The following is a 19348-nucleotide window of genomic DNA, read 5'->3' as shown; positions in this document are numbered from 1 at the left end:
CTAGCGCAAGCGCACATCCTCAAAGCCGAAGGAGCCATTGGGGTTCATTACAAAGCCCTCCACCTCCTTGCGCAGCGGAATGTAAATACGCGAGTGCGCCATGGTGATCCACGGACGTTCGCGCTTGAAGATTTCCTGCGCCTTCAGATAATAGACCGTGCGCTGTTTGCGATCGGCAACTTGTCTGGCTTTTTCCAGTAGCTGATCGAATTCGGCATTGCAGAATCTCTGCCCGCCCTTGCTGACTGCACACGATAGCGAGGTGGACAGGAAGTCATCTGGATCGCCAGAGTCGCTGGTTACGCCACTCATGTACACATCGTGCTCGCCCTGCGCCGCACGGCGCAGGTATTCGCCCCATTCGTAGCTCTGGATGGTGGTCTTGACGCCGATCCTGGCCCAATCCTGCTGAATCATCTGCGCCATCAGCTTGCCATTGGGGTTGGTGGGGCGTTGTACCGGCAAGGCCCACAGATTGATGGTAAAACCATCCGGATACCCTGCCCTGGCCAATAGCTGGCGCGCCCGTGCCGGATTGTATTCATTGCGGGTACGCGGATTCCAGCTCCATACGCTTGGCGGGTAAGGGTTGATGGCCTGTATGGCACCCCCTTTGGGAAACAGTGCCTTGAACAAGGCGTTGCGATCAATCGCAATATCCAGTGCCTCCCTCACCTCGCGCTTGGCCAGCTGCGGGCGCTGCAAATTAAAAGCCAGATAGGAAATATTCATCGCACCCGTGCTGACCAGCTTGATGGCCGGGTCGGACTGCAAACCATCAAGATCATCCTCACGCACCGCCGCGGCAATCTGGCATTCATTATTTTTCAACTTCTGAATCCTCACCTGCGGGTCGGTGACAATGGCAAAAATCAGGCTGCCGGTTTGCTGGGGGTGGCCCCAGTACGAGGGGTTGGCCGCAAATCGTACGGCAGAATCCTTGGCATAACTCTTGAATTGATAAGGGCCCGTGCCAACCGGGAAGCGGTTGATATCCGCGGCCCGATGTTGCTGCAATAGTTGATTGGCGTACTCGGCCGATTGCATGCCGGCAAAACCCATCGCCAGAAAGCTCAGGAAGGCGGCATTGCGCTGTTTCAGCACAATGCGGACCGTGTACGGGTCCACCTTTTCGATGCGTTGAATCGATGATGCAAGCCCCGAATTGGCCGGGCCTAGCAGCTGCGTTTTGAATGCCAGGTTGAATGGCAGGGCCGGATCCGTCCAGCGCTGCACGGTGAACATGACATCATCGGCAGAAAAACCGCTTTTCGGCTTGAAATAATCGGTAGTCTGAAAACGTACCCCCTTGCGCAGATGAAATGTATAAGTCAGCCCATCCGGTGATAATTCCCATTTGCTGGCCAGTGCCGGAATGATGTCGGCCCCTCCCCGCTTGAACGCGACCAGTCCCTGGAAAATCTGCCGTGTCACGTTATAAGTAGAAGCGCTGTCCCATAAGGCGGGATCAAAGCCTTCCGGCGCGGTTTCGGCGCAAAATACCAGGGCACGCCCCGCCTGTGCGAGCGGAGAAAGACCAGACATTAGCGCCAGCAGCGCCAGCAAGTGCAATTTCATTGATTGTTCTCCATTGCCCGCTGTTATTTGTCGGGCAAGTGCCAGTGTTCTGGCCATGAATTGTGCTAGGGTGCGGTTGTTGCCAGCTCCCACGTGAGGGCAAGAGTTGATCTCTCCTGCCGTGCTGTGTCAATAGTCTGAATGATCTGCAACATGCCGGCAGCAGCGCAGAGCGATGTCCAGCGGTGCGAACATGTGGCACTCTGTGTGCTGGAAATTGTGCAACACCCCCAGAAACGGACAAAAAAAATCCCGGCGGGGACCGGGATCAAACGTTTAGCGGGGATAGATACGAGGCGGGAAACCTCGCACTTGTATTTATAACTATCAAATAAACCCCAGTCAAATAAATATTTGCTTACATATGAAGGTAAATAACAAAAAAAGGCAGCTTTCGCTGCCTTTGTCATTGCGCCTTTTGATCAGGAGCTTTGTTTGTTCATCTTGCGGCGCTCGTGCTCTTGCAGGTAGCGTTTGCGGATGCGAATGGACTTCGGAGTAATTTCTACCAGCTCGTCATCATCGATGAATTCAACAGCCGACTCCAGGGTCATCTTCATCGGGGTGGTCAGGCGCACGGCTTCGTCAGTACCGGAGGCACGAACGTTGGTCAGCTGCTTGCCCTTCACCGGGTTTACCACCAGGTCGTTATCACGGCTGTGGATGCCGATGATCATGCCTTCGTACAGCTTGTCGCCCGGGGAAACAAACATGCGGCCACGGTCTTCCAGCTTCCACAGTGCATAGGCAACGGCTTCGCCGTTTTCCTGGGAGATCAGCACGCCATTATGGCGACCCGGCATGTCCGGCTTGACCGGTGCGTAGTCGTCAAATACGTGGCTCATCAGGCCGGTACCACGGGTCATGGTCATGAAGTCGGACTGGAAGCCGATCAGGCCACGTGCCGGAATATGGTATTCCAGGCGGGTACGACCCATGCCGTCGGATTCCATATTGGTCAGTTCGCCACGGCGACGACCGATTTCTTCCATGATGGCGCCCTGATGATCATCTTCCAGGTCGATGGTCAGGTTTTCGTACGGCTCGCACTTCTCGCCGTTGATTTCCTTGAACACCACGCGCGGCTTGGCTACGGCCATTTCAAAGCCTTCGCGACGCATGTTTTCCAGCAAGATGGTCAGGTGCAGTTCGCCACGACCGGAAACACGGAACACGTCGGAGTCTTCGGTTTCTTCAACGCGCAGGGCTACGTTGGTCAGCAGTTCCTTGGTCAGGCGGTCACGGATCTGACGCGAGGTCACGAACTTGCCTTCGGTACCGGCCAGCGGCGAAGAGTTCACCATGAAGTCCATGGTCAGGGTCGGTTCATCCACCGACAGTACCGGCAGGCCAGCCGGCTGGTCCTTGTCACAGATGGTGACGCCGATACCGATATCCTCGATACCGGAAATGATCACGATATCACCGGCTTCGGCTTCGGCCACTTCCACACGCTCCAGGCCCTTGAAGCCCAGCAGCTGGTTGATACGGCCGGCAGCAACCTGCTCTTCATGGTTCATCACGACAACTTGCTGACCCGGCTTGATGCGACCATTCAGGATGCGACCCAGACCCAGACGGCCGGTATAGGTGGAGTAGTCCAGCGCGGAGATTTGCAGTTGCAGCGGTGCATCTGCGCTACCGTTCGGCAGCGGAACATGCTTCAGCACGGTGTCGAACAGCGGACGCATGTTGTCGGATTCCTGATCCAGTTCCAGCTTGGCAAAGCCGTTCAGGCCGGAAGCGTAGATGATGGGGAAATCCAGTTGTTCGTCGGTGGCGCCGAGCTTGTCGAACAGGTCGAAAGTCTGATCCACAACCCAGTCAGGACGTGCGCCCGGACGGTCAACCTTGTTGATCACTACGATAGGGCGCAGGCCCAGGGCGAGGGCTTTCTTGGTGACGAAACGGGTTTGCGGCATCGGGCCTTCAACGGCATCCACCAGCAGCAGCACGCCGTCTACCATGCCCAGTACACGCTCCACTTCACCGCCGAAGTCGGCGTGTCCCGGAGTGTCCACGATGTTGATGTGCACGCCTTCGTAATCGATGGCGGTGTTCTTGGCCAGAATGGTAATGCCACGCTCTTTTTCAAGATCGTTGCTGTCCATTACGCGTTCATCTACCTGCTGGTTCTCGCGGAAGGTGCCGGACTGGCGCAGCAACTGGTCAACGAGGGTGGTTTTGCCATGGTCCACGTGGGCGATAATGGCAATATTACGAATCTGTCGTGTCATTTTCGGAATTCGGTCGGTTGAAGCGGAAAAATCGTAAGATTCTATCACGTACAGCGCCAACTGCCCAAAGCATTATCGCGACAAGCAATGATGATTTGGTTACACTGCGCGCCGAAATCCACGCAAACACAGATTCTCAAGGAGTCGACCATGTATGACTGGGACGCCCTGTGGCATGAACACGAAGGTTATCGCACCGGTTTTTCCGTGCATCACAACGATGCCAACCTGTTGGCAGACGAGCTGTCGGCCAAACTGATGAAACCGGCCCAGCACACGACTGACGTGGCTGTCTATGAAACACCGGACAAATTCATCCTGGCCGGCCACGACGATGGGCTGCAGCTGCTGGAAGTGTTCAAGCATGGCATGTTCGACATCACGCTGCGCCTGGTCACCGAAGATGAAGGACTGGACGAGCCTGCCCTGCCCTATGTCGAAATTCATGTCGACAACCTGGCCACCGAAGAACAATCGGTATGGCGCGGCGCGGTGAGCCGCGACGAAGAAGGCCGCGTCTGGGTGGGCAATCGCACGCTGGAAGAGCAAGTCATGCCCGCCATGCCGTTTGACGAGCTGTCCTTTACCGACAATGCGCATTTCCGTGATGAGCTGCATCGCGTGTGGCAAGAGGACTTGCCGCAGCTGAAGCCTTTGATTGATGCCTGGTTTGATCACACCGACCTCGCCAGCTCCGCCGAGCCGCATCATTATGGTGACGATGCGCGGGTACAGCAGATTTGCGACCGCTACGCGGAAATCGTGCGTCGCGAACAGGCTGTGCTGTCACGCCAGTTTAGCGACGCAGAACTGCAACTGATTGCACATGTACTGAAAAATGTGCGCTTTGAAGAAGCAGCCTCCTGCCGCGGAGTATGGCTGGCAGTGGAAGCCTGCATGATCGACGAGGAGCTGGATCAGCACTTCAGGGTGGATGGCGAAGCCCTGCTGCTCAAGATGAAGAACCTGTCTTACTCTCAGGAAGTGGCGCTGATTGAAGCGCTGTCGCCCTTGCCAGTCAGCCCGACAGCCGCGTAATCAAGCTGCACTCAGCCAAAGCCTGCCAGTACAATGCGGCAGGCTTTTTTCATGCCTGAAACACAGTCTGGAAACGCTGGGCAAAAAAAGGGGGCGATAGCCGCATCGCCCCGAATCCCATCCATACCAGTCAGAGGTGAAACACCTCCCACGGCGCACACAGTACGTGCTGAAGATTACGCCGTCATGACAGGGTAGAAGGTCAGCACTACCTTGCCCAGATTGGCATTGGCTTCCATATGGGCATGGGCATCTGCCACTTGCTGCCAGGGATAGCAGCTATCCACCGTGGTTTTCAGCTTGCCCGCCGTGATGGCCGGCAGAATGGTGTTGGCCAGTGCCTGCGCCAGTGGGGCCTTTTTTGCCAGTGGCTGGGAACGCAAGGTGGAGCCAATGACAGACAGCCGTTTCATCAGCACCATCCCCAGATTGAGCTCAGCCTTGCCACCACCCATGATGCCGATATTCACCAGACGTCCGTCCTGCTTCAGACACGCCAGGTTTTCTGCCAGATACGCAGCGCCTACCGGATCCAGAATCATGTCCACCCCTCCCCACTCTTTTACCAGACGGGAAAAGGCAGGCGTTTCCTTGTAGTTGAATACATGCTCGGCACCCAGCGCACGGCAGAATTGCAGCTTGTCTGCGCTGCCGGCACTGGCAAACGGGTGTGCACCCAGCAAGCAGGCCAGCTGAATGGCACAGGCACCCACCCCGCTGGCTCCGGCATGGATCAGCAGGCTTTTTCCGGCTTCGATCTGCCCAACCTGCACCAGATTCAACCATGCCGTCATCCAGGCCTCCGGCAGGCTGGCCGCTTCCACCCAGGACATTTCATCCGGCTTGGCGATGGCCAGCACTTCATCCAGCACGGCATATTCGGCATAGGCACCGCCCGCCACCAGGCCAAACACGGCATCGCCCGGTTGATGGGGGCTATTGGCGTCGGCTTCCACCACCACGCCGGCGATCTCCAGACCCAAAATGGTACTGGCACCGGGCGGCGGCGGATAATGGCCATCACGCTGTACAATGTCGGCCCGGTTGACACCGGCCGCCATCACCTGCACCAGCAATTGGCCAACCTGGCGCTGCGGACGCGGCGCTTCTCCGATATAAAGCGTTTCCACCCCGCCCGGTGCGTCTTGCAAAACTGCCTGCATCATCTTGCTTGCCTTTCCTTATGCCGCCTGTACTCAGGCAGAATCCGCACTGCATGAAACTGAGCCAGATCAAGCAATGCATTCGAGTATTGTTTACAATGGCGCGCCATGACTGATCACTGCTTCCATTGCGGCCTGCCCGTTCCCGACGCTGTCGACTTTCCGGTGCGTTACCGGGAAAAGACCGAAGCCACCTGCTGCGCAGGTTGCCAGGCCGTCGCCCAGACCATTATTGATTCCGGCCTGTCCGACTACTACGCCCACCGCACGCAAGGCGCACGGCAAGCCGAGGCTTTGCCGGCAGATATTTTGCAGCAGATCAGGCTGTATGACTCGGAAGAGTTGCAAAAAAGCTTTGTCCATCAGCGCGACGAAAACAGCCGCGAGGCTGCGTTGATGCTGGAGGGTATTACCTGCGCCGCCTGTGTCTGGCTGAATGAGCAGCACATCCGCCAGTTGCCCGGCGTGCTGTCGGTGGACATCAACTATACCAGCCACCGCGCCAGGGTTTGCTGGGATAACAACCGCATCAAGCTGTCGCAGATTCTGGAAGCCATTTCGGCCATTGGCTACCGCGCCCATCCTTATGATGCCGAACGGCAAGAGGCGCTGGCACAAAAGCAGCGCAAGCAGGCCATCAGCCGCTTGTGGGCGGCCGGGCTGTCCATGATGCAAGTAATGATGTATGCGGTGCCGGTGTACCTGGCACCGGATGGCGACATCGACCCGGACTTCCTCTGGCTGCTGCACTGGGCCAGCCTGATCCTGACCCTGCCGGTGATGTTGTACTCGGCCGTCCCCTTTTATCAGAATACTTGGCGCGACCTGAAGTCGGGTCGTGTCGGCATGGACACCCCCGTCACCATCGGCATTTTCACGTCTTTCTTTGCCAGCCTGTGGGCACTGATCAACAAGATTCCCCACGGCGTGTATTTCGATTCGGTATCGATGTTTGTCTTCCTGCTGCTGGGCGGGCGTTATCTGGAAGGCATTGCCCGGCGCAAAGCCGGTGAGGCTACCGAGAGCCTGGTCAAGCTGATTCCGGCATTTGCCCACCGCGCCAGCAACTGGCCACAGAGCCGTGATACCGAGGAAGCCACCGTCACCATGCTCAATGCTGGCGATGTGATTCTGGTGAAACCGGGCGAAACCATTCCCGGCGACGGCCTGGTGCTGGACGGCAGCAGTGCCGCCAATGAATCCCTGATCAGTGGCGAGAGCAAACCGATTGCCAAGAACGTTGGCGACAGCGTGATTGCCGGCAGCGTCAACACCAGCAGCCCGTTGTATGTGCAGATCAGCCAGACTGGCCAGCAAACCCGACTGGCCGGCATTGTGCGTCTGCTGGATCAGGCGCTGGCCGAAAAACCACGTCTTGCCGTGGCGGCCGACCGCTTTGCCAGCTGGTTTGTCGCCCTGCTGCTGCTAGCAGCCGCTGGCAGCTATCTTGCCTGGCACTTCATCGAACCGGCACGTGCCTTGTGGATCATGGTGGCGGTGCTGGTGGTGTCCTGCCCATGTGCCCTGTCCCTGGCCACTCCGGCGGCACTGACCGCCGCCACCGGCCATCTGGCCGCACTGGGCTTGCTGACCACCCGCGGCCACGCACTGGAAACCCTGGCCAGGGTGACGGATGTGGTATTCGACAAAACCGGCACGCTGACGCATGGCGACATGCGCCTGCGCGAGCAAATGCAACTGGGCACACTGCCTGCGGAACAGGCACTGGCCATTGCCGCTGCCCTGGAGCAGGCATCGGAACATCCGCTGGCGCAAGCACTGCGCCAGGCCGCTGGCACACTCCCCGGCCCAGCCACCTCGCGACTTGATAGCATTCCCGGCAAGGGTGTGGAAGGTGTGATTGATGGCATGGCATGGCGACTGGGCTCGGTCGAATTCATCAATCAGTGCCTGACCGAGCCCCTGACGCTGCCCGCCGACTGGCAGCCCGACTGCACTCTGGTGGTGCTGGCCAACTCGGCAGGCGCGCAAGCCGTGTTTGCCATTGGCGACACGGTCAGAAGCGATGCCATCACCATGGTGGACCAACTGCAACAGCGCGGCATCAAGGTGCATCTGCTCAGCGGCGACGGCAGCAATGCCGTTAAATACCTGGCTGACACGCTGCATATTGCCGACTGGCATGCGCGTGCCACACCCGAGGACAAGCTGGCCTTTGTCGGTCAGTTGCAACAAGCAGGCAAGCGCGTGCTGATGGTGGGTGATGGCATCAACGATGCGCCGGTGCTGGCGCGGGCTGATGTCTCGCTGGCCATGGGTGGCGGTACCGATGTTGCCCGCGCCAGTGGCGACATGGTGCTGATGGGCGACCAGCTGGCTCTCATTCCACAAGCGCTGGCGCTATCGCGCAAAACCCTTGGTGTAATCAGGCAGAACCTGTGGTGGGCAGCCGGGTATAATCTGCTGGCCCTGCCGCTGGCCATGAGTGGTCACCTGACCCCGTGGCTGGCCAGCCTGGGCATGGCTGCCAGTTCGCTCATCGTGGTGAGCAACGCCCTGCGACTCGTCAAACGGAAATCCTGATGGAAAGTCTTTATCTGCTCATCCCGCTTAGCATCGTGCTGGCATTTGTCATTGCCGTGGTGTTCTGGTGGGCCACCCGCTCCGGCCAGTTCGATGATATGGAAGGCCCGGCACATCGTATCTTGATGGACGACGACCGCGCCCCCAGTGACAAAAGCCCTGCCAGCAAGACCGGCACACCGGATGAGCACTAAGTGCAGCCAACTTGACACGAGCATGGCTGACAGCACGGGGGGAATAGGCTAGCATGCCCTTCCTGCCACCCCGTGCTGATCCACCGTGAAAACAGACTTCAGTTTCTTCGGCTCACGCCGTTTCTTTCCCTTGTTTGGCACCCAGTTTCTGGGCGCTTTCAATGACAATCTGCTGAAAACAGCCATTGTGGTGCTGATCAGCTATCACGGCCTCACCCTGAGTGGCATGTCTCCTGAATTGCTGGTCAATATGGCGGCTGGCGTGTTCATTCTGCCCTTTTTCCTGTTTTCGGCGACGGCCGGCAAATTGTCGGAACGGTTTGACAAGGCAATGATCGCGCGCGGCGTGAAGCTGGCCGAAATTGGCATCATGCTGCTGGCCGGTGTCGGTTTCTTCCTGCATGCGGCAGGCCCGCTGATGGCGGCCTTGTTCCTGATGGGCTGCCATTCGGCCTTCTTTGGCCCGCTGAAATATTCCGTCCTGCCGCAATACCTGAAGGAACACGAGCTGGTAGGCGGCAATGGGATGATCGAAATGGGTACTTTCCTGGCCATTCTCATCGGCCAGATCATCGGCAGTCTGATGACTGAAGGCGGCCCGCTGCTGATTGTTTCCCTGCTGTTGCTCACCGCCGTGTGTGGCTGGCTGTTCAGCCGCCGCATGCCAGCCGCCCCTCCCGGCGCGCCGGATCTGCAGCTGTCCTTCAACTTCATGGCTGATTCGGTACGGCTGGTGGGTCAGGCCTGGCGTATTGCCGATGTCCGCAGTGCCATTCTGGGGATTTCCTGGTTCTGGCTGATGGGTGCCGTCTACACCACTCAGCTACCCACCTTTACCCGCCTGCACCTGGGTGGGGATGCGCAGGTTTACACCGTGATGCTGGCGCTGTTTTCCATCGGTATCGGTCTGGGTTCGGTCATCTGTGCCAAGCTGTCGCACGGTCGCCTGCAGCTGGGACTGGTGCTGCTGGGCAGCGCCGGCATGACAGTATTCGGGGCTGACCTGGCGCTGGGTGCTATGCAGCGCTATCAAGGCGCCTTGATGCCGCTGGGTACTTTCCTGACGCAACTGGGTAGTTGGCGTCACATGCTGGATGTGGCACTGCTGGGCTTCTTTGGTGGTTTCTTCACCGTACCGCTGTATACCTGGCTGCAAATCTCCAGCCCGGACAGCTTTCGCTCGCAAGCCATCGCCGCAAACAACATCATCAACGGCTTCTACATGGTGGCAGCCGCACTGGCCAGCGTGGTAGTGCTGCAGAAATTCGGCAGCATCGCTTACTTGCTGCTGGGCACGGCCATTCTGAATATTCTGGCTACCTTGCATCTGCTGTGGCAGGCACCTGTCATCTGGCAGCAGCGCACCAGTTGGCTTAAAGCAACCATCGACAAGTAAGGCATAAAAAAAGGCTGGCACCACCAGGTGGCGCCAGCCCCAAGAGCATTCGGCGGCGTCAAGGCCCGAAACCGCCGAAAGCGGGAGGATCGCCAGCTACACGACAAGCAAGGCACAGCGTGCGACTGGCGACTGAAACCGGTCCTGATCAGACCGGTTTCCGCGGGTACTGAGTGTCAGTCAGTGCTGGCTATTGTCTTGCCCGGTAGTAATTTTGTCCAATTGATTACCATTTCTGTATTGATATAAATTTTCTATCGACATGCGCACAAACAGTTCTTTGGTGGACGGCGTTCACCACATCGCCATCATCACGGCTGACTACCCGCAAGCCCGGGACTTTTACCATCGCATTCTGGGCTTGCCGATTATCAGCGAGGTTTGGCGGGCGGAACGCGAATCGTGGAAATTGAATCTGGCCTTGCCGGATGGTTGTCAGCTGGAGCTGTTCAGCTTCCCGTCACCCCCTGCGCGGGTGAGTCGGCCTGAGGCTTGCGGTTTGCGCCATCTGGCCTTGCGCGTGAGCCATCTCGGGCAGGTGCGCCAGACGCTGATTGAGCAAGGTGTGCCATGTGAGGATATCCGGCTGGATGAAATTACCGACCGGCATTTTTTCTTCTGCCAGGGCCCGGATGACTTGCCGATTGAATTCTATGCTGACTGATACTGACGGATGTAGTCGATGAAGTCTGCCGGCGGCATGGCCCGCGCAAACAGATAACCCTGGGCATAGTCACAGCCTGCCTGCAGCAGCAGATCCAGCTGCGCCTGGGTTTCCACGCCTTCAGCAATGATCTTCATGCCCAGCTTGTGGCCCATGGCAATCACCGCCTCGGTAATGGCACGGTCAGTGTTGTCATTGGCCAGCCCCTGAATGAAGCTGCGGTCTATCTTCAGATAGTCGATATTGAATTTTTTCAGATAGGACATGGCGGAGTAACCGGTGCCAAAGTCGTCGATACTCACTTCCATCCCTGCCTGGTGAAAGCCAAGCAGGGTATTCACCACAATCGGCCGTTCATCCAGCAACAGGTTCTCGGTGATTTCTACTGCCAGACAGGACGCTGGCAAGCCACGCGCCGCCATCTCCTGCGGCCACAGGCCACATTCGCCGCTGATCAATTGTCGTGGCGAGATGTTGACGCTGACCTGCCCTTGCGGCCATTGCTGTAGCAAGTCCATGGTTTGCTGGAACACCAGATTGCCAATATCACCAATCATGCCGATTTCCTCAGCCACGGCGATGAATTCACCGGGCAAGCGGATGCCATCTGTGGGGTGATGCCAGCGCAGCAGCGCCTCAGCCTTGACCGGCAGCCCTTTATGCAAGGGCATGATGGGCTGGAACCAGGCCTCGAAATGGTTTTCTGCCAGTGCGCGACGCAACTGCTTGCCTATGGCTTGACGCCGGATCGCCTCCTCTTGCAAGGACGGCGTGAAGTAACTGAAGCAATTACGACCGCTGGCCTTGGCGGCATACATCGCCTGGTCGGCATAACTGACCAGCGTTTCCTGTCCGGTACTGTCGTCAGGGTATAGCGCAATACCGATACTGGCCGACACATAGACTTCATTGCTGCCCAACAGGAAGGGCAGGTGCAGCAAGCGGATGATTTTGCTGGCCACCATCCCGGCTGCCTGCGCGTTATTGATGTCCGAGAGAATGACCACGAATTCGTCACCTCCCTGGCGCGAGACTGTGTCGCTGCTGCGTACTACCGCCTGAATGCGTTCAGCCGCCTGAATCAGCAACTGATCCCCCACCTGATGGCCCAGCGTGTCATTGACTTCCTTGAATCGGTCCAGGTCGATAAACAGCAAGGCCAATGTGCTGCCTTGCCTGCGCGCACGCTCCAGCTCCTCGGACAGCCGGTCGCGCAGCAGCCGCAAATTGGGCAGACCGGTCAAGGCGTCGTAATTGGCTTCGTGCCAGATGGCCTGCTCCATCTGCTTGCGTTCGCTGATATCTAGTATCAGGCCGACCAGGCCTCCCAGGCTGCCATCTGCCTTGTCAAAAGTGGCTTTGTAGAACACCACATCATGCCGGCTGCCGTCGGCATATTGCACTTGCGCCTCATAAATCTGTGTGCCACGACTGTTGAACAGGCTTTGGTCTGCTGCGTGATAACGCGCGGCAAGGTCTGGTGGAGACAGGTCGAAAACCGAATAGCCAATCAATTGCTCGCGCGGGGTGCCAATGAATTGTTCAAATGCGGCATTGCAACCGATGTAGCGACCCACCTCGTCCTTGTAGAAAACCGGATTCGGGATGTTGTCGACCAGGCGGGTGATGAAGCGCAACTGGTCTTTCACTGCACGCTCGGCATCATTGCGCTCGGTCACATCAATCAACATGCCGATGATGGCAGGCCGACCACCGAAACAGGTGCTGACGCCAAATACTTCCACATCCAGCCCTGTCCCATCCTTGCGGATACCACGAAAGCTGTAATGGCTGCTTTGCACTTGACCGCTCATGCGGCGCGCCACCTGCTCACGCACCAGGGGCCTATCGTCTTCTACCGTCAGGTGCTGCGGGCCCATGCCACTGCACAGCTCCTGGGCTGTGTAAGCGAACAGACTGGCCAGTCTTTCGTTAACGAAGACGAAACGGTCATCCTGAATGACATATACGCCGATCAGCGCATTGCTGCACAAGCCGCGCAGCAATGGCACGGCCTCATGCAACAAACCTTCCAGGATGGAATTGTTAGGGGTCATTGTGTCGACTGGGAAGCTGGCAGTCACTGCACCGGCGGTGCTGCACACTGTCATGGATTGATTACAGTGTGCAGGATAACCCAGCCAACAAGGTATAGGGTAAGGATAGGCTGATTTTAAAGCTTGAAACGGCTAATACTGGTACGCAGCGTGCCGGCCAGACCAGCCAGTGCGCTGGCCGACTGGGCTGCCGCACGTGCCTTGCCATGATTGCCATCGGCCTGTTGCGCGATTTTTTCCACGTTCAGCGCAATATCCCGGCTGGCAGCATCCTGCTCGCTCAGTGCCTCGGAAATACCGCTGACGGCACTCCCTACCTGACGTGCACCTTCCTGAATGGCCTGCAGACTGTTGCTGGCACTGGCGGCACTGCTCACGCCCTGCTCCACCTGAGCCACACCCTGCTCCATATGCTCTACTGCCATGCGGGCACCACTCTGGATCTTGCTGACCGTGTCGCTGATCTGCAAAGTCGATTGCGTGGTGCGCTCAGCCAGTTTACGCACTTCATCGGCCACCACGGCAAAGCCACGTCCGGCCTCACCGGCCCGGGCTGCCTCGATGGCTGCATTGAGGGCCAGCAAATTGGTTTGATCGGCGATGTCACGAATCACGGTGACAACTTCGGCAATGCGTTCGGACAGGCCATCCAGCTGTTTTACGGTTTGACCCGCCTGCTGCACTGCCGTCGCAATCTGCCCCATGGTTTGTGTAGCCTGACCAACCACATGGACGCCGCTATGCGATTTTTCATTGGCATCCACCGCCATTTCACGTGCCAGTTCGGCATGGCGTGCCACCTGGTTGATACTGCTGCTCATTTCTTCCACACAGGCGGCCATGGTGCTGGCGGATGAATTCTGTTCGCCGGATGCGGTAGAAACATCTTCCGCAATGCTCACCAGCTGCTGGGCTTGCACCGACAGCGAAATCAGGCTGCTTTCCACTTCACCGATCATGCTGCGCAGATGACTGCTCATTTCATCCGCCGCGTGCAGTAACTCGCCTACCTCATCCTGGCTTGTCACTTCGAAATGTACGGTCAGGTCGCCATCCGCCACCTTGCGGATAACCTCTACCGCCCCGGCCAGCGGACGTGCCACCCAGCGCTTGCTGGCCCAATAAGTGGCAGCCGACAACAATGCAATGATGATGACCGTACCCAAGGCCAGCCTAATCCGCATGGCATTCAACTGCGTGGCAAATTCATCTTCATAACTACTGGCTGCCACAACCCAGCCCCAACGCTGGAATGTGTCAAACACGGCAATCTTGGGACGGGCTGCTTCGTCACTACCCGGCTTGGCCCAGTGGTAATGCAAGCTGCCTTGCTTTTGCTCCAGCATCACACGGTTGATGGCAATGCCGTCCTTGTCTTTGAAGTCCAGCAGATTCTTACCCTGCGAATGCGGGTGAATCATCATGCGGCCAGGCTCACTCCGGGTATCAAAAGCATAGATGTAACCGGACTCACCAAAGCGGACCGACATGATTTTCTGTCGCAAAGCGGCCAGGCTGGCAGTGAACTCCTCACCCACAAACAGTGCCGCCACCACCTGACCGGCCTCATTGGTCAGCGGGGTGTATAAGGTCATGTAGTCACGGCCGAACAACTGTGCCGGGCCGGTATAAGACTGTCCGGCATTCAGACTGGCATAGGCTGGGGAATCGTGACTGAGCGGCGTCCCTACTGCACGACTGCCATCTTCTTTCTTGACCGAAGTGGCAATCCGCACCCACTCACTGCCATCTTTCACAAATACCGTGGCCAGTGAGCCACTCATGCGGGTGAAACGGTCCACCTCATTGATTGCGTTATTGATGACGTGCTCGCCAATCCGCAATTGCGGCAGCTGTTTGCCGGCACTTTCCACCCGCCCACTTCCCACCATCACCGGGCCGGCCAGCACGCTGCGCAAGGCCACTTCCGCCAGCGCCGCCGAACGTTCAAGTTGCGCAGCATAGGCATCCATCATGTCGATGACCTGTCGGTTTGCTTGCTGCATTTCCTGCTGCATCTGGTTTTCCATGCGCAAGCCTTGCCAATGGGTCAGCCAGGTGCCAGCAATGCCAAGAACAACAATCAATAGCAGGCAAAGCACCAGATTGAGCTTGGCGGCAATGCTGAGTGAACGAGGGGAAATGGTGTGCGATTCAGACATAACAAGGACTGGGTAGTGGGCTGGGAGTAAAGTGCAGCAAGCTGCAACGGTTTAGTACATTGGTCTAATTCTTGTGGCGGATAATAATATGAAAATGAATTAGCCAAGTTCCTAGAACGAACACCCTTGATCAAAATCAAAGTCAGTCGCATTCGCGAATACGTGGACAAATTGTCCACGCAATCTCAGTGCCAGGCTGCCACACAACAAGATTGCACCTGCCCGCCCATCATGCAGCACAAGCCATCACCAAACCGCTAACAATGTTGATTTGATTGCTATTTTCAGTCAGCGCAAATAATGACCATTTCATTGACAAGTACTTTCCTCGCAAATCGGATCATCGCAAGACCATGCTTGTCACAAGCTGACCATGTCATGAATTTGTTGCTGTGCACGATGCCAAATCACCGCCCAGGGGCGAATATGCCTGCACAAAATAGGCATCTCGCGCTATATAAAGAAGGCAGTACATTGATTTCACATTGCCAAGGAGCATATGTTGATGTCCTTGCCATCTTTGATGTTGCGGCTTGGCCTGCTGTTTGGCGCAGTCAGCGCTTGGGCTGGTCCCGGCAAACAGACGCTGGACCTGGAATGTGACTACCTGCCCAAAATCTGCAACCAAAAAGAAGATGCCACGCCTGGCCTGATGATAGAGATAGGCAGTGAGGCCATCCGCCGGGCAGGTTATGTGCCAAATGTCAAAATCCGCCCCTGGGTCCGCGCGATGCGCGAAGTGCTGGCCAGCCCTGATGCCCTGATCATTTATTTCGCCCGCACGCCGGAGCGTGAGCCTTTGTTCAACTGGATTGTCGTGACCAATACCACGGACTTCAGGTTTTTTACCCGCAATGGGGCTGAACCATGCAATACCCTGCAGCAAGCGATTAACCGGGGTTTGATCGGCGTGCGATCAGGCTCAAGCATTCGTAGCTGGCTGACGCAGCAAGGCGTCAGCGCATCCACTCTCGTAGAAGGCCAGTTGCCCGAAATGGCCAAGATGCTGAACGCAGGCCGGATAGGCAGCTTTCTGGGCGCATCCATCACCTTCAACCAGACCTACCAGGTACAGCACGGCAACCTGCCCACGGAAGGTGCAGTGGTATACAGCAGCCAAAGCTGGCTGGCTTCCGGCCCCAGATTCTCACCGGCAATAGCAGCCAGACTGGCCAAGGCCATCAATGACATGAAACAGGATGGTTTTTACGAACAGACCATGCGCAAATATATGCGCTAGTCCTTTCCTTTACTCATGCCCGCGCCAAGGCTTTGCGTACACTGACACAGGCCACCAGCCCCCACAGCACGGCCAGGCCGTTGCCCAGGGTAAACAATACATGGAACAGCTTGGCCTCGGTCAGCCACCCCTCCAGATGATTCTCCCCCAGCAGCAAGGACAGCCCGCATAACAGCATGGTGGCCGCACGTTTGATACGGATATCCGCTTGCCGGGCAGACCAGCCAAAGATGATGGCAATAAACAAGTCAAAGTAGGCAATTTCCCGCTGCCAGTGCACAGACATCGCCCAGGTAGTACCAGCCGCTGTCCAGCCCGGTAGCACCAGATGCGAGACTGCCGCGCAAACAGCCGCAACCGCCCATAGTCGCAGCAAAATGTCGAAACGCGCATGCAGCTTGCCATGGGACTGCGTGTACAGTGCCATGCTCAAACGCCATCCATCCTGCACAAGCCGCTGGCAATCACAAAGCCAGCCCGCTTTTTGCCGAACGTCACCACTGCCCCATGGCCAAGGGAAAATACAGACTGTGCGGGAACATCACGCGGTAAGCGCATGGAGAGCGGCATGCTGTGCATCATTTATCCTTTGCGTGCTGGCGGCGCGCAGTTGAAAGGCGGTAGCAAAATTGGCATATGATAATACTTGTATGTCATGATTGGCCATCACTCTGAAATTACCATCATGAACCGCGCCATCCTTTTGTTGCTCGCCACCCTCGCCTGCCCACTGACCTACGCCAAAGCACCAGCAGCAGCGGGCAATCCGCCTGACGAAACGCAGCTGATCGAGCATGGCAGCTATACCAACAAGGATGGCAACGCAGTACACCGGCCCGCACACAGCAAATCCGGGCAAAAACCACAGGGTGCCACTGCGCAATGCCGGGACGGCAGCTATAGCTTCAGCCAGCACCATCGTGGCACCTGCTCCCGTCACGGCGGGGTGCTAGCCTGGCTGGGATAGGCCGCACGCGACCAGATGGACGCGCTCGCGGCCCCCCCCTCAGGCAAATACCGCCACTACCTGGCGTGACAACGCAACCAGTTCGCCATCCGGACCATACAGATGTGCATCCTGATTGGCATAACCATCTCGTGCAGCAACCAGGCTGGCATCCATGCGCCACCATCCCTCGGTGCTGACTGCTTGGCCGTGATGCACGAACTCCAGCTCCCAGCTGATGGTGCTGGCAGGAGCATGCCCTTGCACCAGCGACAGGGCCACCGGCGGAATGGCATCGGCCATGGCAACAATCTGCTCCTCATTCATCAGGCCCGGGTCACGCTGCCGCAACAGGATGCGGTTTGTCTTTGCGGTATGGCCACTGAAAGGCAGGCCGCCTTCCACCCAGCGATAGGCATAGTGCCGGGTGAACTCGGGCGACAAGCCGGCCATAAAGGGTAGCTCCGGTCCGGGTTTGACATTGTCAGCCAGCGGCGTAAGCACTGGCTTGAACGACAAGGCCGAGTCTCTTGACGCACCGAAAACAGCGACAAACATGGCCGCCACCTGCTCGCCCGCCATCAGGCGTGCCGCCACCTGTACGGCGGAACGTCCTTGGCGCAGCATCTCCACTTGCAAGCCAAGCCTGCCCGCAGCTGCCGGCGCAGCAAAGGTGGTATGCAGCGACCACAGCGGTGGCAAGTTCGGCATGGCGGTTCGCATGGCACGCACGGCCAACAAGGCCTGTATGCCGCCAAACAGGGTACGCCCCTGCGCCCAGCCATCATCCACCTCGGCTTGAAACAGGCCAGGCTGGCCGATGACGGGGGTGATGCTGCGGCAAATTTCATCGATATGCATGCTGACTTCCCTGAGCCTGATGGCTGGTGTAAACGACAAGCGGCAGTCTAGCAGTGGCAATCAACATGCCGCAGTGGCAATATCGACAACTTAAATGTCGATATTGCCAAAATCATGCATCAATTACGTGTATTGCTACTGCAGGACTGTTATGCCGGCAGCGTGACCGGGCTGATCGACTTGCTGCATTTTGCCAACCAGATTGCAGCCTACAAAAACCGGCCCCAACCATTTGCCTGGCGCTTGTTCAGCCTGGACGGCCAAGCCGTGACCACGGCATCCGGCATTGTGCTGACACCAAACGGAGACCTGTCATTAGCCGAAGAGGCTGACACCCTGGTATTGCCGCCCATCAGCTATCATCGCCTGAGTGATTTTGAAGCACGCCTGATGGCGGAAGAGACCGCGGGCGCATTGGCGAAAAGGCTGCATCGGGCCGGCCGCCGTGTCATGTCGTTCTGTACGGGCGTCCCCCTGCTGGCCGAGCATGGCCTGCTGGATGGCCGCGAGGCAACCGTCAGCTGGTGGCTGCACCACTGGTTCCGTCAGCGCTACCCGCAGGTACAGCTGCATGATTACGCCACCTGCAGCGAGGCGGATGGCGTCTGGTGTGGCGGGGCCACCACCTCTTATATCGACTTGGCCTTGCGCCTGATCCGCCAAGAGGCCGGTGTGCAACTGGCCACTTCATGCGCCCGCCTGATGCTGACCGACCTCAACCGGGTTAGTCAGGCACCTTATATGTCCATGCGAAATTTTGCCGGCCATGACGATGAGCTGGTACTGCGCTGTCAGGACTGGCTACAGCGGCAGCTGGATCAGCCATACCGGCTGGAGGCACTGGCTGTCAGCGTAGGTGCCAGTGAACGGACCGTCATGCGACGCTTCCAGCAGGTGCTGGGACAACCACCACTGCGCTATCTGCAGCAGCTACGCTTGCAGGCGGCGCGCCACCTGCTGGAAACCAGCACCCTGCCGCTGGATGAAATTGTCAGCCGGGTGGGTTATGCCGATCTGGCCAGCTTTCGCCGTCTGTTCCAGCGCGAGTTGCACTGCACCCCGGCGGAATACCGGCGCCGATTTGCCAGCTGAGTGCGGTGAACCAACCAGGCAAGGTCCAATGCGTCCAGGCACCTAGGATAAGAAAAAGCCCGCTGCTGCGTGACTTGAACATCGCAATTGACCAGACCGGCAAGTCACTCCTGAAAGGAGCGTGCCGGGCTGGCGATCAGTACCTCTATTGCCACGCCAACTCGCAGCCCCCTTAC

At 57.7% G+C, this 19348-nt stretch carries 15 protein-coding genes; 8 read left to right on the top strand and 7 right to left on the bottom strand.

The features are described 5' to 3' along the window. Both HWX34_RS16765 and typA read right to left on the bottom strand, forming a co-directional pair. Positions 1-1578, bottom strand: coding sequence for an ABC transporter substrate-binding protein (locus tag HWX34_RS16765; RefSeq protein ID WP_178973323.1), 1578 nt, complete (start codon positions 1576-1578; stop codon positions 1-3). Between the two features lie 422 nt (positions 1579-2000). After that, positions 2001-3815 carry a translational GTPase TypA gene (gene typA, locus HWX34_RS16760; protein WP_178973322.1) on the bottom strand — a complete coding sequence of 605 codons (1815 nt, stop codon included), beginning with the start codon at positions 3813-3815 and terminating at the stop codon, positions 2001-2003. A 150-nt stretch (positions 3816-3965) separates the two neighbouring features. On the opposite strand from typA, the gene HWX34_RS16755 reads away from it, so the two are divergent. Beyond that, on the top strand, positions 3966-4853 hold the full coding sequence (locus HWX34_RS16755) for a hypothetical protein (RefSeq protein ID WP_178973321.1): 888 nt from the start codon (positions 3966-3968) through the stop codon (positions 4851-4853). Positions 4854-5029: 176 nt separating this feature from the next. On the opposite strand, the gene HWX34_RS16750 is transcribed toward HWX34_RS16755, so the two are convergent. Continuing rightward, on the bottom strand, positions 5030-6019 hold the full coding sequence (locus HWX34_RS16750; RefSeq protein WP_255497301.1) for an NAD(P)H-quinone oxidoreductase: 990 nt from the start codon (positions 6017-6019) through the stop codon (positions 5030-5032). Between the two features lie 105 nt (positions 6020-6124). On the opposite strand from HWX34_RS16750, the gene HWX34_RS16745 reads away from it, so the two are divergent. From HWX34_RS16745 to HWX34_RS16730, 4 genes are all read left to right on the top strand, one after another. Further along, positions 6125-8560 (top strand): heavy metal translocating P-type ATPase, encoded by a 2436-nt coding sequence (locus tag HWX34_RS16745; RefSeq protein WP_178973320.1) that lies wholly within the window; start codon positions 6125-6127, stop codon positions 8558-8560. After that, positions 8560-8754 (top strand): cbb3-type cytochrome oxidase assembly protein CcoS, encoded by a 195-nt coding sequence (gene ccoS / locus HWX34_RS16740; protein WP_178973319.1) that lies wholly within the window; start codon positions 8560-8562, stop codon positions 8752-8754. The genes HWX34_RS16745 and ccoS overlap by 1 nt, the downstream gene beginning before the upstream one ends. Before the next feature lie 85 nt (positions 8755-8839). After that, complete coding sequence (locus tag HWX34_RS16735) at positions 8840-10150, top strand: MFS transporter (RefSeq protein ID WP_178973318.1); 1311 nt, start codon at positions 8840-8842, stop codon at positions 10148-10150. 283 nt (positions 10151-10433) lie between these two features. Further along, positions 10434-10814, top strand: coding sequence for a VOC family protein (locus HWX34_RS16730; protein ID WP_370459770.1), 381 nt, complete (start codon positions 10434-10436; stop codon positions 10812-10814). On the opposite strand, the gene HWX34_RS16725 is transcribed toward HWX34_RS16730, so the two are convergent. Together HWX34_RS16725 and HWX34_RS16720 are read right to left on the bottom strand one after the other, a co-directional pair. After that, on the bottom strand, positions 10802-12871 hold the full coding sequence (locus HWX34_RS16725) for a bifunctional diguanylate cyclase/phosphodiesterase (RefSeq protein WP_178973316.1): 2070 nt from the start codon (positions 12869-12871) through the stop codon (positions 10802-10804). The two genes, HWX34_RS16730 and HWX34_RS16725, sit on opposite strands and share 13 nt — an antisense overlap. Before the next feature lie 116 nt (positions 12872-12987). Further along, positions 12988-15033 (bottom strand): methyl-accepting chemotaxis protein, encoded by a 2046-nt coding sequence (locus HWX34_RS16720; protein WP_178973315.1) that lies wholly within the window; start codon positions 15031-15033, stop codon positions 12988-12990. 505 nt (positions 15034-15538) lie between these two features. On the opposite strand from HWX34_RS16720, the gene HWX34_RS16715 reads away from it, so the two are divergent. Next, positions 15539-16273, top strand: coding sequence for an ABC transporter substrate-binding protein (locus HWX34_RS16715; protein WP_178973314.1), 735 nt, complete (start codon positions 15539-15541; stop codon positions 16271-16273). Between the two features lie 13 nt (positions 16274-16286). Here the strand turns inward: HWX34_RS16715 and HWX34_RS16710 are convergent, their stop codons facing one another. Continuing rightward, positions 16287-16700, bottom strand: coding sequence for a hypothetical protein (locus HWX34_RS16710; protein ID WP_178973313.1), 414 nt, complete (start codon positions 16698-16700; stop codon positions 16287-16289). Positions 16701-16958: 258 nt separating this feature from the next. Here HWX34_RS16710 and HWX34_RS16705 point away from each other — a divergent pair, with 258 nt between their 5' ends. Next, positions 16959-17240, top strand: a complete 282-nt coding sequence (locus tag HWX34_RS16705; protein ID WP_178973312.1) for a DUF3761 domain-containing protein — start codon at positions 16959-16961, stop codon at positions 17238-17240. A gap of 39 nt (positions 17241-17279) precedes the next feature. Here HWX34_RS16705 and HWX34_RS16700 read toward each other — a convergent pair whose 3' ends face one another. After that, positions 17280-18080: an acyl-CoA thioesterase II gene (locus HWX34_RS16700; protein WP_178973311.1), complete on the bottom strand. Its 801-nt coding sequence runs from the start codon at positions 18078-18080 to the stop codon at positions 17280-17282. Positions 18081-18194: 114 nt separating this feature from the next. Between HWX34_RS16700 and HWX34_RS16695 the strand changes: the two genes are divergently transcribed. After that, positions 18195-19172, top strand: a complete 978-nt coding sequence (locus HWX34_RS16695) for a GlxA family transcriptional regulator (protein ID WP_178973310.1) — start codon at positions 18195-18197, stop codon at positions 19170-19172. The last annotated feature ends 176 nt before the right edge of the window (positions 19173-19348 follow it).

Origin of the sequence: Aquitalea sp. LB_tupeE, assembly GCF_013391415.1 — a bacterium.
Lineage (GTDB): Bacteria > Pseudomonadota > Gammaproteobacteria > Burkholderiales > Chromobacteriaceae > Aquitalea.
The sequence above is the reverse complement of the archived record's forward strand: the minus strand, read 5'-3'. Positions and strand labels throughout refer to the sequence as shown.

What these genes read in the sequence shown, in the direction of transcription:
- HWX34_RS16765 (WP_178973323.1), bottom strand. Translation starts at nt 1,578, where the DNA reads ATGAAATTGCACTTGCTGGCGCTGCTGGCGCTAATGTCTGGTCTTTCT.
- typA (WP_178973322.1), bottom strand. Translation starts at nt 3,815, where the DNA reads ATGACACGACAGATTCGTAATATTGCCATTATCGCCCACGTGGACCAT.
- HWX34_RS16755 (WP_178973321.1), top strand. Translation starts at nt 3,966, where the DNA reads ATGTATGACTGGGACGCCCTGTGGCATGAACACGAAGGTTATCGCACC.
- HWX34_RS16750 (WP_255497301.1), bottom strand. Translation starts at nt 6,019, where the DNA reads ATGATGCAGGCAGTTTTGCAAGACGCACCGGGCGGGGTGGAAACGCTT.
- HWX34_RS16745 (WP_178973320.1), top strand. Translation starts at nt 6,125, where the DNA reads ATGACTGATCACTGCTTCCATTGCGGCCTGCCCGTTCCCGACGCTGTC.
- ccoS (WP_178973319.1), top strand. Translation starts at nt 8,560, where the DNA reads ATGGAAAGTCTTTATCTGCTCATCCCGCTTAGCATCGTGCTGGCATTT.
- HWX34_RS16725 (WP_178973316.1), bottom strand. Translation starts at nt 12,871, where the DNA reads ATGACCCCTAACAATTCCATCCTGGAAGGTTTGTTGCATGAGGCCGTG.
- HWX34_RS16720 (WP_178973315.1), bottom strand. Translation starts at nt 15,033, where the DNA reads ATGTCTGAATCGCACACCATTTCCCCTCGTTCACTCAGCATTGCCGCC.
- HWX34_RS16715 (WP_178973314.1), top strand. Translation starts at nt 15,539, where the DNA reads ATGTCCTTGCCATCTTTGATGTTGCGGCTTGGCCTGCTGTTTGGCGCA.
- HWX34_RS16710 (WP_178973313.1), bottom strand. Translation starts at nt 16,700, where the DNA reads ATGGCACTGTACACGCAGTCCCATGGCAAGCTGCATGCGCGTTTCGAC.
- HWX34_RS16705 (WP_178973312.1), top strand. Translation starts at nt 16,959, where the DNA reads ATGAACCGCGCCATCCTTTTGTTGCTCGCCACCCTCGCCTGCCCACTG.
- HWX34_RS16700 (WP_178973311.1), bottom strand. Translation starts at nt 18,080, where the DNA reads ATGCATATCGATGAAATTTGCCGCAGCATCACCCCCGTCATCGGCCAG.
- HWX34_RS16695 (WP_178973310.1), top strand. Translation starts at nt 18,195, where the DNA reads ATGCATCAATTACGTGTATTGCTACTGCAGGACTGTTATGCCGGCAGC.